Origin of the sequence: Fibrobacter sp. UBA4297 (assembly GCF_002394865.1) — a bacterium.
Taxonomy (GTDB): Bacteria; Fibrobacterota; Fibrobacteria; order Fibrobacterales; family Fibrobacteraceae; genus Fibrobacter.
In genome coordinates, this window is sequence record NZ_DGUZ01000006.1 from 127,080 (window position 1) to 140,828 (window position 13,749).

A 13,749-nucleotide genomic window follows, 5' to 3' on the forward strand; every position below is an offset into this window, starting at 1 on the left:
CATCAAGCCTATTCAAATAAACGTTCTTCATCATTTGAACGGGGAACGTATATTTTCTTTCGCAAAATCCTTTAAGAGAATAAAAAACAGGATATTCTGTTTTTTAGATTTGAAACGTTCCAGCTTTTCCATGAAATTTTTCCCCTTCCACAATAGTCCATTCGCCGATAGTACGCTTTTCGGCATCAACACTTTTAAGTATTATTCACAAACCACTCCCCAATTTTTCTAAATTTGCGCGCATGGCAGAAAAAAAGAAAATCCTCGTAATGGTCGCAAGCCCGAAGAATGAACGCAGTGGCACTCTTATCCCGACGAAGGCATTTGTCGAAGGGTTGGAGCAGAACGGCGACTACGAGACCGAGTACATTTTCATCGACAGAATGCACATCAAGCCGTGCCGCGGCTGTCTCAGCTGCTGGGGTCGTGAGGATGGTTCGTGCTTTATGAAGGACGACGACGTGCCGATGATCCGCGAAAAGCTCATCAATTCTGACATTGTCATCTGGAGCTTTCCATTGTTCCTGTTTGGCGTTCCGGGGCAGATGAAGGTCCTGATGGACCGCATTGTGGGCATGGTGCACCCTTACATGGGGCAAAAGCTCAAGGACGGAGCAAACGCAATGGGCACGCCGTTACACGGTCTCCAGTTCCAGAAGGAAGGGCAAAAGATCATTCTGCTTTCGAGTTGCGCCTGGATGGACCTGGACGTGGTCTACGAGCCGGTCCGCAAGCAGTTCGACATCATCCTCGGGCACGAGGGCTACACGCTTATCGCGTGTCCGCAAATGCGCGCGCTCGACCACCGAGGTGGTCCGCGCCGTTTGAACATGCTCCGCGAAAAGTACCGTAAGGGCGGCGCAGAGCTTGCAACGACAGGCAAGCTTTCGCAAGAAGCTATCGACGTGATGCAAAAACCGATTTTCAGCGACGACGCCTACGAGACGCTTGTCGTGGAGTTCGTAACGCACATGTTTGATAGAGACGATAATTTTTAGCACCTTCGGCGGGGCAATTGACAGTAGGACAAATGCGTAAGACGAGCGTCGCGACAAAGCTTGCTTTGGCATGACCGAGTCTAGCATTGAACGCTAAGGCGTTCGTGACTGCGGTTATGCCATATCTGAATACAAGTATTCTGCTGCGTCATAACCTTGCGCACTATTGGTACTTGAACATAGTGAAAGTACAAGTAGACAGTAGGCCGTGGTTAATGCCCCTGATGCTCGGCTTTGCCGGGCATTTTTTATACAAATAACAGAAAGACCCTGGCAGATGCCAGGGTTTTCCGTAAAAGCAATGTCGCAGATTAGCGCTTGCTGAACTGGAAGTGCTTACGAGCCTTCTTGCGGCCGAACTTCTTACGTTCAACGGCACGTGCGTCACGAGTCATGAGGCCTTCCTTCTTGAGGGCCGGCTTCACTTCTGCATCGTTAGCAACGAGTGCGCGGGAGATGCCGAGACGGACAGCGCCCATCTGGCCAGCGATGCCACCGCCACGAGCGGTAACTTCGACGTCCCATTCTTCAGCGTTGCCAAGGATGGCGAACGGAAGATTTGCAATCATGTCCTGCACTTCAGAGTGGAAGTAATCCTTGAAATCACGACCATTGATAGTGCGCTTGCCGGAACCCGGCTTCAGAATCACAGCGGCGATGGCGTTCTTGCGACGGCCGGTGCCGCGGTAGATCTTCTTATTCTTTGCTGTAGCCATAGTTTTCTCCGTTCTAAATTAAAGTTCTACGACTTCGGGTTTCTGGGCAGCGAACGGATGTTCGGCACCTGCAAAAATCTTGAGCTTCTTGATCATCTTGTGGCCAAGAGCGCTGTGCGGGAGCATGCCCCAAATGGCAGCTTCGAGCGGAGCAGTCGGGTTCTTTGCCAAGAGGTCGGCAAAGTTGATCCAACGTTCACCGGCGATGTGGCCAGTGTGGTGGAAGTACTGCTTCTGGAGAGCCTTGTTGCCAGAAACGGCAACCTTTTCAGCGTTGATGACAACCACGAAGTCGCCAGTGTCGACGTTCGGGGAATAGATGGCCTTGTGCTTGCCCATGAGGAGACGAGCAACTTCGCTTGCAACGCGTCCCATCGGCTTGTCAGCTGCATCCACAAGCTTCCACTTGCGGGAGACAGTCTTCGGGTTTACCGTAATGGTCTTCATGTAAATCCTCTAGTGAGTGAAATTCCGGGGCACAGGCGCCCCGAGAAAAGCAGAGTAAATTTAGATGATTTTCTGCAAGGGTTCAAGGGTAAAAAGGTGTAATTTTTGAAAAAAGTAGTATTTTAGCGGTTTAAATATTCTATCAATTGATATAATTAGTAGAATTATGATAGCAAATTCAAGTTACTAGTTAATAGTTATTGATTAACAGAAGACGCTATTGTCACTCTGGAAGCACGAAGTGCTGATAGAGTCCATTATTTTCTGCATGGATCCTATCGACTCCGCCCAGGATAACACGCCCCTACCTTAGAACGAATGTATTAATGGTGACCCCGTCCCCATACGCGGATCATGCTCACATAAGTGCTAGTTGCATTCAAGGCGAGTGTCGCGACAGGCTGCTTGCAGACTGTCATGATTGAGCCGAAGATGCTGACGCAAAGCGTCAAAGCACTAAGTGATCAAAGAAAATAAGTCCGGGGTGACAATTGGGCATCACAAAGCCTCATCCTACTGTCTACTTTTTTCTTTGCGCATGGAAGCGAGTGCCTTGGACTTGCGGCGGGCGGTTTCCTGGAGGTTTACAGCAACGTCAAATTCATCGACGATTTCACGGCCGAGGATTTCTTCGAGAACGTCTTCGAGGCTCGCGATGCCGGCAATGGCACCGAATTCATCCACAACACCCACCATGTGGCCGCGCTGCTTGAGAAATCGGAGTAAAAGTTTGTCCGTCATGAGGCTGTCGGGCACGAGCTGCATCGGGCGCATGAGCTGGCGCAGTTTCACATCGCGTTTGCCTTCGGCTAAAAGATTGTACGCATCGCGGCGAAGCACAATCCCAATCCAGTTGTCCTTTTTACCATCGTAAAGCGGCACACGCGAAAACGGCCAGTTTCCGCGCTCGTCAAGAGTCTCGCCTATCGTACTGTCGGCGGGGAGCGTAAACACAACCTGCCGCGGAGTCATCACACGGCGCACCGGGAGCGACTTGAGCGAAAGAATATTCTTGATGACAAGAGCCTGCTGGCGGTCAATCACATCTTCGCGAAGCCCGAGACTCACAAGGCTGTTGATGTCCTCGATGCTCACGTCCTTCTTTTCTTTGTCTTCGTGCGTCCAGTGCTTGGTAAGCGAGAGGCAAAGCCAGATGATCCCCGTCCAGCTGAGGATTTTCGTGATGTAGTAAAACGGCACAGCCACGAGCGGCGCACAGACTTTCGCCTGTTTGACGCCGAGCGTCTTGGGAGTGATTTCGCCAAAAAGCAAAATGAGAATCGTGAGTATCACCGGCAAGAGCATCGCCGCCGAAGGCGACAAGCGCTTTACCGCCAAGGCCGTCGCCAAGGACGCGCCCACAGTATTCGCAACCGTGTTCACAACAAGCACCGAGGCTATGTAACGGTCGATATTATCCTTCACGTGCTTCAGGTAACGTGCAGTAAATTTCTTTTGGCGCTCCAGGACTTCCACCGTTGAAGGCGGGACGCTATAGAACGAGGCTTCGGTCACAGAGCAGAACGCCGAAGCGGCTAGACAACAAAAAACAGTTAAAGCAATTTCAAACATAATTTAGTCTATAGTCATTAGTATTTAGTCATTAGTCAATAGTTAATTAATAGCAATTTCTTTACAACGTCATCCTGACACCGAAAGTGGAAGGATCCAGTTATATTCCTCTAAAAAATTACTAGATCCTTCGACCTCGCCTAACGGCTTCGCTCAGGATGACAAAATACGCGAGAACAACATAGCTAATGACCATTGACTAATAACCATTGACTAAAGTCGGCTCTATCGCCCAGAACTGGGTGCGTTCCATGTCACGAATAAATTCGCCAAACGATTTCGTATTCATAAACGGCACCACAAAAGAATCTTCCGTATTCAGTTGCATCAATTCAATTTCCGTAGATTTCGGGATATCGGCAAGCTTGCGGACTTCATCAAGAGCGTCGTCAAACCCACCCAAGCTATGCACAAGTCCGGCCTCTTTCGCCTTCCAGCCGACCATCACACGACCGCCACCATACACGGAATCGACCACAGCTTGGTCAATTCCAGTTGCCTGCGAAACAACTCCCGTAAAGCGATTGTAGAAGTCGTCCATGTATTCCTGGAGCGCCGCTTTTTCAGTATCCGTCCACGGGCGAGCAAACGAGCGAGCATCCGAATAATCATTTGTCTTCACCGGTTCATTGCGCAACCCGACTTTTTGCATCAAGCCCGAGGCATCAATCTTACCGCCATAAATTCCAATACTTCCAACAATGGCAAAAGGTTCTGCAATAATCTTGTCTGCACCACACGCAATGTAATAAGCACCCGACGTTCCAGAACTTCCGATACTTGCAACAATGGGAATATCAAAACGTTTCAAGTTCTTAAGCGCACCCCAGATTTTATCGGACGCAATTGCGCTACCGCCCGGCGAAGAAATCCGCACAAGCAAAGCCTTCACACCCATGCCTGGCAACCTGCGCAAATTATCAAGCACAGCCTCTTCCATGCGGGAATCAATCGTGCCGTTGATGTTCAACAAAGCCACTTTTGTGCGGTGATTCCAACGTTCGTCAAAAATTTTGGTATTCGACGGGGCCCAAGTCCTAAAGCCCGCATAAGGAGCATCGATATCGAAGAATGTCTTTAGCGCATACGCAGGAACCTGATCAATGTAAAGCAATGTATCAGCGAGGCCCACCTTCTTGGCACCAAGCGCTGTAATCACGGGCTTTTGCGCGAGTTCGTCAAGAGCTTCGACATTTACATTGTACGATTTTATTTTCATGCGGGCAGCAACGCGCATGCGAATAAGTTCCCAAATATCCTTATAAAGTGTCTCAATGTTTTCGCGGGCATTCACCGACATGGAATCAGCCGTGTACGGTTCCACTGCCGACTTGTACGCACCATGGCGTAAAAACTCGACCTTGATACCTAATTTATCCAAAAGCCCCTTGTAAAACGTAATTCCGCCACCAAGTCCTAACCATGTAAAATATGCCGAAGGCTCCACGACAATGCGGTCCACATTTGCAGCCGCCATAAGCACTGCCGGACGCACGTCATCCATGTAGGCAACCACAAGGCCGCCTCGCGCCTTGAGTTTTTTTACGTAACGGTTGATTTCTTCGGATATCGCCAAGTTGCCGCTATAGCCCGAAAAATCAAGCACCACAAGCCCCGCCGAAGGGTCACGCAACAGATGTTCAAACAAATTGCGCACCTTCATGAGACCAATTGAAGAAGACCCAAAGAACAACATTTTCTTCTCGACTTCGGTCACATCCATATTGAGCGGGACACGCACAATCTGCGCCGAACGGGATGCCCGCGGGTTACGCGCCGCATGGAAACCGATACTACCGCCCTTCGGCAAAAAGTCATCGAAAACCTTCAGCGATGCATCGACATAGCCACCAAACGATGCCGAGAGCGTAAGCGTGTATTCGTCATCATCACCATAAAGCGGCATCTTGAAACCAAAGCGGTAACCATAAAGCGAAAGCTCCAGAAGCAATCGGTGTTCCTTCCAGTTTTCGACATCGTAGCTTGCACTTAGGACATTTCCCATGCGAATTGTTGCGCCCGCATTGTGAACGCGCTCCATCGAAGTTGGCCCAAGGTACAGCAAGTTATCACAAGAGTAGCCAAGCGAAAGCATGCTGAACGGACGAATCAAAACACCGGGCGAATACGTCCATTCCGTTCCCTTGAAATCCGCACTGCGGAACGCCGTAATACGTCCACCCAAGAACGCGCTACGGTCAAAAAGCGGAAAACCATGCGTCAAGTTCCAACGCGATTCGTCCATGCCCTCGCCATTAAAACGGTACTCGAAACCCGCGCCTATACGGTCCAAGTTACCGCCCACGCGGAATTCCGTAATGCCGTCGTCAAACTGGTACGAGGTAAACGCCCCCTTGGAATCCAAAGCCGAGAGCCCCGCCGGGTTCCCGAAAACACCATGCGCCCCTTCGAGCGACACAAAGCGCGATTCGCCGGGAAGGTAGGCAAGCGCCGGCATGGCCATAGCAAATAACGATATAAAAAATTTTCTCATCAATGATATAATAGAAAAATTGCTATTTTGCTTCACGAGTGCAGGAAACAATTTTAACATAGTGGTGGTTTTATGGCATCATCTTCTAAAAAAGAAGAAACGGACCTTTTTGATTTGTTAAAAGAGCTGGCGAGGAACTGGAAAATCATGATTCCGTGCATCATTGTCGCCGGAATTGTAGGCGTTTTCGTCGCCATGTGGATTCGCCCCGTCTATAAAGTAGACGCTTTGCTCCAAATTGAATCAAAAAACAACAAAAGCATGGGCATGACAGGCGGACTCAGCAGCCTGTTTGCCACGACAAGCCCCGCCGAAACAGAAATCGAACTTATCAAGAGCCGTCAGATCATTGGCGAAGCCGTCGAAAAGATGAACTTGCAATATGTGGCAACGCCAATCAACAAGCTCGACCGCCTGCTACACCGCGAAGGCCGCATGGAACTCAGCCGATTTGAAGTTCCTTGGAAACTCCTCCCCAAAGACGAAAAGAAAGGACCTTGGACCGTAAAAGCTACAGATAGTACTACGTACGACCTATACGACCACCACAACATTAAAGTTTTATCCGGGACCGTTGGCGAAACATACCGTTTCCCTTACGCAAATGATACAGCAAGCATCCATATTTATCGTATGGATGCATCTGCAGGGCAAAGCTTTAAAATTACCAAGATGGAACGCCTTGACGCAATCGACCTATTCAAGCAAGCTTTCTCCATCAAGGAAAAAGGAAAAAAGACTGGCATCTTGGAATTTAGCTACCAAGATATTTATCCCGACCGCGCGACAAAAGTCCTAAACGAAATCGCCACATCCTATTTAAGGCAGAACGTCGAACAGCGCAATGCTGAAGCCCAAAAGACATTGGAATTCTTGGAAAAGCAGTTGCCCGATGTCAAAGCAAAACTGGATAGTTCTCTCCTGAAGTTCAACACCTACCGCAACAAGGTCGGCTCTGTCGATATCGGTGCCGAAACACAACTTATCCTAGAAAAGCGCAATAAGCTACAGCAAAGCCTGCTTGACCTACAACAAAGAAAGCAAAGCGCCATTCGCTTGTTCCAACCGGAACACCCGACCATCAAGACATTGGAAGACCAGGAAAACAACTTGAAGCGAGAACTCGCCAACAACTATGCCGCCACCAAGAGACTTCCAAACACCCAGCAAGAAGTCCTGAAGCTTACAAACGAAGTGGACATGAGCAAGCACCTGTACACAAACATGCTTAACAACATTCAACAGCTAAAACTCGTTTCCGCCGGTGAAGTCGGCTCCGTGCGCATTATCGACTTTGCAGAAGAAGTAACAAAACCAGCACTGCCGAAGAAAAAAATGATTTTAGCGATAGCACTTTTCTTTGGATTTCTCTTGGGCATCGGTATCACGATGCTTAAAACCAAGTTCAGCAACGGGGTGCGCGACGCAAGCTTTATTGAACGAGAAACAGGATTCAGCGTCTACGCTAAAGTGCCAAAAGGTAATCCTAACGGGACTAAGGGGACAAGACCCCTCGCTGTAGTTGAACCAGATGACGTTGCCGTGGAATCCATCCGCGCATTGCGCAGTTCGCTTGAATTCAGCATGGAAGAAGGCCGCAGCTCAATTATCGGCATCAGCGGCCTCATCCCTGGTGTTGGCAAGAGCTTTATTTCAGTAAACTTGGCGGCACTCTATGCCGGGCTTGGAAAAAAGGTTTTGCTCATCGATGCAGACCTCCGCAAGGGACGCCTGCATAAGGAATTTGGAATCAAGCGCGGCAACGGTCTTTCACAGATCCTTCTGGGTAAAGCCACCGTCGACGATGTGATCCAATCCACGGAAGTTGAAAACCTGTATGTCATGCAATGCGGTACAGTGCCCCCCAACCCATCCGAACTACTCGGTTCTAAGCACTATACCTCAATGATTAGCGAACTAGAAAAGATTTATGATTTGATCATTGTCGACACCCCGCCAATCATGCTCGTTACCGATGCGGCCCTAGCATGCCGCGTTGCTGCTCAAATCGTCATGGTCATCGAATACAACAAACACAGCATCGATGCCATCCAGGACGGAATGAACCAGCTCCTAAAGGGGAACAGCACGGCCCATGCAAGCTTCGTCATCAACAAGTACGAGCATGGCCATAATGACGGATACGGATACAAATACGGGAAATACTGATCCATATGATAAAAAACAAAAAAGAGCTAAACGAATACCTTTCCTACGAAAGGTCTCGTTATGGTTTCAAAAGCGTTTTTCAATATTGGATTCACTTGTTCATGCACATGGAACAAGCCCACATTTGGCAATTCCAAAAAAGACTGAGAATTACAGAATATTACAAAAACTGTAATCACAAAATCCGGTTCCTATTAAGTCAACGAAAACTGAACATACTTCGACACAAGTACAATTTTGAAATTTGCCTGAATGTATTCGATAAAGGGCTCCGGATAATGCACATTGGTCCGATTTTAACCAATGCAAAAGCACGAGTCGGCCAGAATTGCTCTATCCACATAAATACAGGAATTGCGGCGCAAGGGATCACAAACGAAGCACCGACTATCGGCGATGATGTCGTAATCGGCTTTGGCGCCTGTATCATCGGAGGATGTCATATCGCCAACGGTATTGCAATCGGAGCAAATGCCCTTGTAAACAAGTCTTTTGAGGAAGAGAACATAGCAATTGCGGGCGTTCCCGCCCGCAAAATATCCAACAATGGATCAAGAGAATGGGGAAAAGCTTAGTTTTCCCAGCTGCAATAATATAAACGGCAATTACCGCAATACCGGTCTTCTATTTCCAGTTTCTTTTAATTTGTAATCTAAAACATGTGGGAACCCATTTTCCCATACAATTTCGGACATGATGGTCTTTCTCATATCATAATTCCCTTTTTTGTCCAAAGTCCATACCTGATAGAACACATAATAATGCCCTGTGCTATCTTTAAATATTTCACTGTTATGACCAGGTCCTGGATACTTCTTCGTCGGATAATTCATTCTTGTACCATAACCATCTTTCAAACGTCGGCCATCGGCATCGACAAAATCACCTGTTAGCGATTTGCTACGCCCGACATACAACGAGTAATCCCTTCTCTTGGATACAATACAATACCAATAACCATCATGCTTATAGAATGAAACACCCTCATATCCGCCATGTTTTTCACCATCCACCAAATCCGATGGATTTGTCGGGCCAACAACAAGAGCAAACGAATCATTTGGAGCCAAACTCAGCCCGTCATCGGTTAGCTGATGACGGTATATTCCAAAACTAGATCCAAAAAACAACCACACTTTTCCTTCATCCTCTATAACAAAAGGATCGATGGCATCATACTCCCAACCCATCATCTTATGATCAACTAGAGGAGACGGGTTTCCAACAAATTTAAAAGGACCTGTTGGTTTGTCAGCCTGTAAAACATGTATACCACCTTTATTGGACAACGAAAAATAGATATTCCACTTATTCTTTATCTTCGCAACTTGAGGTGCCCAAACAGATTTGCAGCCTCCAACACAGTCTTTAATTTCATGTTGATTCAAATACCCCTGAAAAAGGTTTAAAATCTCTTTATCAAAAACCTCTTTGCCAGAATCTTTCCATTCCACAAGATTATTACTTTCTAGGATATGCAAACGATTAAAATAGGCAGAATGAAATAAATAATACGTACCCGAATTTTCCCAGACGCACACATCTGCAGTTGAATAATCTAAATCAATTACGGGATTGGAATAATAATCATCAGCTTTAACATCAATCAAAAGACTCATAAAAGAAACAAACAGAATCTTTAGCGGCGTCATATAATTTTTTACACTCATGAGTATAGCCTTCCTCACTTTTGTAGTAGGGTTAAAGTTTTACTTTTTCTACGAGAAAATCAACAACTCTTTTCGTAGACTGATTGTCGACATATTTATGAATGCGGTGCATCGCCTGACAGCGGCTCTCCTTAGCCGAGTCAACATTACAAAACACATCTTCAATAAATTTAAACAAATCGGGCATTTTTTTCAAATACACGCCCTTAATCCATTCAAAGTAGTCTATTAAAAATCCTGTTGTAGACGAATACTCCTCAAAATCATCCACAGTCAATGCAATAGGCCTATCTAGCAAGACATATTCATGATAAGCGGCGGAATAGTCCGTAATCAAAGCGTCAAACGACTGCATTAAGTTAGCCGTAGATACTCCCATTTTATATTTGAGTTCTTGGGATATTAAAACAATATTTGAAAAAGTTAACTTTGAAAAATTTGCAGCCTGAGCATGATGCATCTGTATTGCAAGCAATATATTTTTTTGTGATAAAAAAAGATTTAACTGCCGCAGATCGTCCTCAGTCCGTATCAAAGGAATACCAAAAGGAAACACAACATCACTATCAATTCTGTTTCCCTCACGGTGTTGTCTGAACGTAGGCAACCATCCAATAATTTTAGAGAATCGTTCTTTGGGACGACTAGCACACAACGCAGGAATAAAGCCATTCGCGAACAAGTCCTTTTTTTCAAAGAGACGGTCATTCGCCGGGAAACCTAGAGGCACAATATCTTCTTTTCGCTTTACGCAATAACCTTTGCAATCTATATAATCAACATCCTGCAAAGCCGGTGACAAAGTCAACATGCAATCCATCTTTCCAAGAGAATGCATATAGTCCGAACATTTTTTCAATGGTCCGCCATGCCGAGTGAACAAGCGAAATGTATTGGGGTATTTTTTACAAACCGGCCTATTGCTATCTACAATAAGCTTTACATGAAGCATACACCAAAAGCGGTGCAGCCGCTGAAGCAAGGAAAGTTCGCCAAAGAATGGTATACAAGCAATATCGGCAGGAACTTTAAAATCTTTGTCAACCGCCCAAACCATTCTGTACTTCTTATTGACCCCTCGACGGTTCATCTCCTGGTAAATCATCCATGGAGATCCATCTAACTCAGGGAACGATTCAAACAGAATAATATTTTTAGGGAACATCCCTACAATTTTGTTCAGAAAGATCAATCGTTACACCACCCTTAGATAAATAACGCAAACACTTTGTTAATCATCTAATTTTTGATTTCAGCTCAGATGTAGAAACGCCTTTCGTATACGGCAAATATTCTATAGAAACGCCCAATGGTTTAAACTGCTCTTCTGTTCTCAAATAGCGTTCTGACCCTTTCCAATCATCCCCCGAGAACAAAACATCAAACTTGAACTTTTCATATGCCAGCATTTTGTCATCTGTAATTTTAAAGTCCACAATTACAGCATCATCAACACATTTCAATGCCTTTATAATTCGGCACCGGTCAGTTTCTGATATGATAGGCTCCTTATGTTTTATATTACGAACATAATTATCATCACATACGCCAACAATAAGAACATCACACATAGCCTTGCAACGTTCTAGCAAATTCAAATGACCAACATGAAATAAATCAAAAACTCCAGCAGTATAACCGACTTTATATTTCTTCATAAATTACCTTTTTGGCGTCACTTTTCAAACATACAACAATATACATATTATTTACAGAGACTCAAATAACAAATTCCACTTTCGATATACAACTTCAGGACTAAGTTCCCTTTTTATAATTTCCTTGTGGTTCACACATTCCGCTCGGTAATCCGGATGTTCAATCATAAAAACAATGGATTCACTCAATTTTTCCACATTCTTTTTAAACCCTGCAGAATTAGCAACTTTGCAGTTACGGTCAAAAGGAACCAATAGGCCGCCACCTTTTTCAAGCAATTGAGACGGCCCTTCAGGGCAATCAAAAGCAACACATGGCATTCCCAAACCAAGAGCTTCAACAAGAACTAAAGGAAAGCCTTCATAACGAGATGACAAAACAAAAAAAGAGCTTTTTTCAAATTCTTGAGTAATGTTCTTGCTATACCCCTTTAAAAAAACATTTGACTGTAGCTGGCAATCCGCAATTTGATTTTGCAAACAAGATTCATCCTCACCCTCCCCAAAAATTTCAAGCGTCCAGTTTGGATATTTGGCAATGACTTTCTGCATCGCCGCAATAAGCATATCAAAACCTTTCTGAGGAGCCAACCGACCAACTGCAATTATTTTCGTACTACGGGGATCCAACGTAATGTCAGTATTCGTAGTAACCATATTGGGTATTGAGCAGACCTTGGTTTCATCCAAATGTTTTTTTAATCTATTTGCATCTTTATCCGTCAATGCGACAATATATCTAAACTTCTTGTAAATAAGGTTTCTGACGAAACGGACAGGTGCAGGATATACATCGTATTTAAAATGCTCACAACCAATAGCTCTTGATGCAGCACCGGAAAGCCAAATCAACGCATTCGAAAAAAAGTTCTGCGATATAATGACGTTATTTTCGTCCTTGCATTGTTCCTTTACAAATTTTCTAACGGACGTCAACGCACTAAAGAATCGTTTTAGACGTGCAAATGGATGTCCAGAATCATAGCAACCAGCTTCATCCAAGAATTTAACCTTCACATTTTCAGTCGGGCGATAGGTCAATTGCTCTTTTCCATGGTAATAAGAAACAATCGTCACCTCATGACCTTTAGACGCGAACAAAGACGCAAGATTTACGGTAACTCGCTCGGTTCCACCAGTCAACGAAACATCTTTAATAAAAAAGAAAAACTTCATACATTCACAGCCTTCAGATACAACTTGTTTTTATTCAGCGAATACCTTTTTAAATTCTTCAATGGATGCTCCAGAATAATTGGAAGAAACGCGCCCAAGCAAAAGCGCCTTATCCATCGCCTCCGCAAGAGAATCAACATCCTCGGGCAACGCAACAAACCCATTTACCCCATGTTCAACAATCCGTTCCACAATAGGAACACACTTAAATGCGGCTACAGGAGTCCCTAAATGCAACGATTCAATAAGGACGTTCGGCAAACCTTCCCAACGGCTAGAGAGCGCAAAACAATCAGCATACTTTATATAGGGATAAGGATTTGACTTGTACCCCAAGCAATGGACATCATCTATCACACCACAATCAGACGCGATTTGCATGACTCGGTCAAATTCGTCTTTATACTCCCCATCGTTTGCTCCGAGAATATAAAGGTCTATATCGTCTCTCTTTTTCTTCAACAACGAAAAAGATTGGATCAAGAAATCAAAGCCTTTCTGGAAACAAAAACGGCCCGACGCCACAATATGCTTTTTCGAAGATGAATACGGATTGGAAACATTCTGAATTTTTTCGGCAATCAAATTCTTATCTATCGGATTTTCAAGAACGACAACTTTACTTTGAGGAATCTTAGACTCGTTTACAAGCTCGTCCTTCATTTCCCGTGTCTGCGTAATAATCTTATTAGCAAGACGGTACAACAAGAATACCTCTAGTTTTTGAATCCTAGAATAAGTATACAGGTAATTTTCACACCGGATAATAAACTTCGTTTTAGGGAACAGCATGCGATAAGGCAATATTTTATTGCTCAGCTGTAAAACCGAAGAAAAAACAATATCAGG

Annotated in this window: 12 protein-coding genes; 3 read left to right on the plus strand and 9 right to left on the minus strand. The window is 45.1% G+C overall.

Translation table 11 applies throughout. The features are described from left to right. Window positions 1–242 precede the first annotated feature (242 nt). On the plus strand, window positions 243–998 hold the full coding sequence (locus B3A20_RS02540) for a flavodoxin family protein (protein ID WP_290761481.1): 756 nt from the start codon (window positions 243–245) through the stop codon (window positions 996–998). Between the two features lie 311 nt (window positions 999–1,309). Here B3A20_RS02540 and rpsI read toward each other — a convergent pair whose 3' ends face one another. The 4 genes from rpsI to sppA all read right to left on the minus strand — a co-directional run bounded on the left by rpsI (window position 1,310) and on the right by sppA (window position 6,227). Then, complete coding sequence (rpsI, locus tag B3A20_RS02545) at window positions 1,310–1,714, minus strand: 30S ribosomal protein S9 (protein ID WP_173560729.1); 405 nt, start codon at window positions 1,712–1,714, stop codon at window positions 1,310–1,312. A gap of 18 nt (window positions 1,715–1,732) precedes the next feature. Then, window positions 1,733–2,161, minus strand: a complete 429-nt coding sequence (gene rplM / locus B3A20_RS02550; RefSeq protein WP_014545714.1) for a 50S ribosomal protein L13 — start codon at window positions 2,159–2,161, stop codon at window positions 1,733–1,735. A 513-nt stretch (window positions 2,162–2,674) separates the two neighbouring features. Beyond that, window positions 2,675–3,733: a hemolysin family protein gene (locus B3A20_RS02555; RefSeq protein WP_290761490.1), complete on the minus strand. Its 1,059-nt coding sequence runs from the start codon at window positions 3,731–3,733 to the stop codon at window positions 2,675–2,677. Between the two features lie 199 nt (window positions 3,734–3,932). Beyond that, the gene (gene sppA / locus B3A20_RS02560; protein ID WP_290761492.1) at window positions 3,933–6,227 is read right to left on the minus strand and encodes a signal peptide peptidase SppA; all 2,295 of its coding nucleotides are present in this window, start codon (window positions 6,225–6,227) and stop codon (window positions 3,933–3,935) included. A 72-nt stretch (window positions 6,228–6,299) separates the two neighbouring features. On the opposite strand from sppA, the gene B3A20_RS02565 reads away from it, so the two are divergent. Together B3A20_RS02565 and B3A20_RS02570 are read left to right on the plus strand one after the other, a co-directional pair. Next, on the plus strand, window positions 6,300–8,396 hold the full coding sequence (locus B3A20_RS02565) for a polysaccharide biosynthesis tyrosine autokinase (protein WP_290761494.1): 2,097 nt from the start codon (window positions 6,300–6,302) through the stop codon (window positions 8,394–8,396). 5 nt (window positions 8,397–8,401) lie between these two features. Continuing rightward, complete coding sequence (locus tag B3A20_RS02570; RefSeq protein ID WP_290761496.1) at window positions 8,402–8,971, plus strand: hypothetical protein; 570 nt, start codon at window positions 8,402–8,404, stop codon at window positions 8,969–8,971. Window positions 8,972–9,001: 30 nt separating this feature from the next. On the opposite strand, the gene B3A20_RS02575 is transcribed toward B3A20_RS02570, so the two are convergent. From B3A20_RS02575 to B3A20_RS02595, 5 genes are all read right to left on the minus strand, one after another. After that, window positions 9,002–10,066, minus strand: a complete 1,065-nt coding sequence (locus B3A20_RS02575; protein WP_290761498.1) for a glycoside hydrolase family 43 protein — start codon at window positions 10,064–10,066, stop codon at window positions 9,002–9,004. 31 nt (window positions 10,067–10,097) lie between these two features. Then, window positions 10,098–11,231 carry a CDP-glycerol glycerophosphotransferase family protein gene (locus B3A20_RS02580; protein ID WP_290761500.1) on the minus strand — a complete coding sequence of 378 codons (1,134 nt, stop codon included), beginning with the start codon at window positions 11,229–11,231 and terminating at the stop codon, window positions 10,098–10,100. Between the two features lie 70 nt (window positions 11,232–11,301). After that, window positions 11,302–11,724 carry an adenylyltransferase/cytidyltransferase family protein gene (locus B3A20_RS02585; protein ID WP_290761502.1) on the minus strand — a complete coding sequence of 141 codons (423 nt, stop codon included), beginning with the start codon at window positions 11,722–11,724 and terminating at the stop codon, window positions 11,302–11,304. Between the two features lie 51 nt (window positions 11,725–11,775). Then, entirely contained in the window at window positions 11,776–12,900 is a 1,125-nt protein-coding gene (locus B3A20_RS02590) for a glycosyltransferase family 4 protein (protein ID WP_290761504.1), read from the minus strand. Window positions 12,901–12,930: 30 nt separating this feature from the next. Next, window positions 12,931–13,749 (minus strand): glycosyltransferase (locus tag B3A20_RS02595; RefSeq protein ID WP_290761506.1); only part of this gene is annotated, 819 nt, incomplete at its 5' end.

Excerpts from the sequence above, each read along its gene's own strand:
- sppA (WP_290761492.1), bottom strand. The coding sequence starts at position 6,227 with ATGAGAAAATTTTTTATATCGTTATTTGCTATGGCCATGCCGGCGCTT.
- B3A20_RS02575 (WP_290761498.1), bottom strand. The coding sequence starts at position 10,066 with ATGAGTGTAAAAAATTATATGACGCCGCTAAAGATTCTGTTTGTTTCT.
- B3A20_RS02590 (WP_290761504.1), bottom strand. The coding sequence starts at position 12,900 with ATGAAGTTTTTCTTTTTTATTAAAGATGTTTCGTTGACTGGTGGAACC.
- B3A20_RS02555 (WP_290761490.1), bottom strand. The coding sequence starts at position 3,733 with ATGTTTGAAATTGCTTTAACTGTTTTTTGTTGTCTAGCCGCTTCGGCG.
- B3A20_RS02585 (WP_290761502.1), bottom strand. The coding sequence starts at position 11,724 with ATGAAGAAATATAAAGTCGGTTATACTGCTGGAGTTTTTGATTTATTT.
- B3A20_RS02570 (WP_290761496.1), top strand. The coding sequence starts at position 8,402 with ATGATAAAAAACAAAAAAGAGCTAAACGAATACCTTTCCTACGAAAGG.
- rplM (WP_014545714.1), bottom strand. The coding sequence starts at position 2,161 with ATGAAGACCATTACGGTAAACCCGAAGACTGTCTCCCGCAAGTGGAAG.
- B3A20_RS02565 (WP_290761494.1), top strand. The coding sequence starts at position 6,300 with ATGGCATCATCTTCTAAAAAAGAAGAAACGGACCTTTTTGATTTGTTA.
- B3A20_RS02540 (WP_290761481.1), top strand. The coding sequence starts at position 243 with ATGGCAGAAAAAAAGAAAATCCTCGTAATGGTCGCAAGCCCGAAGAAT.
- rpsI (WP_173560729.1), bottom strand. The coding sequence starts at position 1,714 with ATGGCTACAGCAAAGAATAAGAAGATCTACCGCGGCACCGGCCGTCGC.
- B3A20_RS02580 (WP_290761500.1), bottom strand. The coding sequence starts at position 11,231 with ATGTTCCCTAAAAATATTATTCTGTTTGAATCGTTCCCTGAGTTAGAT.